Genomic DNA, 756 nt, shown 5'->3' with positions numbered 1-756 from the left:
GCTCGAGGGCTGGTGTGACAAATATAACGAGAAGCTGCCGGCGCTGAATTCCTTTGTGCTGCCTGGTGGTTCGCCGCTTTCGGCGCTGCTGCACGTCGCCCGCACGATCGTCCGTCGCGCGGAACGGTCGGCGTGGGCGGCCATCGACGCCGCGCCGCAGCAGGTCAACGTCCTGCCGGCGAAGTACCTGAACCGCCTTTCGGATCTACTTTTCATCCTGGCGCGCGCGGCGAACCCCGACGGCGACGTGCTCTGGAAACCCGGTGGCGGCGCGCCCAGCGCGAGTTAGCTTGGCGCCAAGCCCTAGACGCTGCGACGACGGGCGCGCGGCGACGGGCGGGACTCCAGCCACGACAGGAACGCCGTCAAAGCGCCCTTGTCCAGGGCGATCTCGTAGCCGGTCCTGCGGTCCTGCGTCGTGTCACGCAGCTCCACCACGACGATCTCGTCGGTCATGATGTCGAACTCGTCCCCGCGCGGTGCGCGCCGCCACCGGGTTTCCAGAGCACGTCGCCGTCGGGGTTCGCCGCGCGCGCCAGGATGAAAAGTAGATCCGAAAGGCGGTTCAGGTACTTCGCCGGCAGGACGTTGACCTGCTGCGGCGCGGCGTCGATGGCCGCCCACGCCGACCGTTCCGCGCGACGGACGATCGTGCGGGCGACGTGCAGCAGCGCCGAAAGCGGCGAACCACCAGGCAGCACAAAGGAATTCAGCGCCGGCAGCTTCTCGTTATATTTGTCACACCAGCCCTCGAGC

At 67.6% G+C, this 756-nt stretch carries 3 pseudogenes; 1 reads left to right on the top strand and 2 read right to left on the bottom strand.

What is annotated here, in order from left to right:
- Positions 1–289: pseudogene (locus A9X03_RS10640) on the top strand (ATP:cob(I)alamin adenosyltransferase); the annotation flags it as partial.
- Positions 290–303: 14 nt separating this feature from the next.
- On the opposite strand, the pseudogene A9X03_RS10635 reads toward A9X03_RS10640, so the two are convergent.
- Both A9X03_RS10635 and A9X03_RS10630 read right to left on the bottom strand, forming a co-directional pair.
- Positions 304–495: pseudogene (locus A9X03_RS10635) on the bottom strand (DUF2550 family protein); the annotation flags it as partial.
- Positions 453–756: pseudogene (locus tag A9X03_RS10630) on the bottom strand (ATP:cob(I)alamin adenosyltransferase); the annotation flags it as partial. The pseudogenes A9X03_RS10635 and A9X03_RS10630, both read right to left, overlap by 43 nt.

The organism is Mycobacterium sp. E1715, assembly GCF_001667625.1.
In the GTDB taxonomy this organism is placed as follows: domain Bacteria; phylum Actinomycetota; class Actinomycetes; order Mycobacteriales; family Mycobacteriaceae; genus Mycobacterium.
The sequence above is the reverse complement of the archived record's forward strand: the minus strand, read 5'-3'. Positions and strand labels throughout refer to the sequence as shown.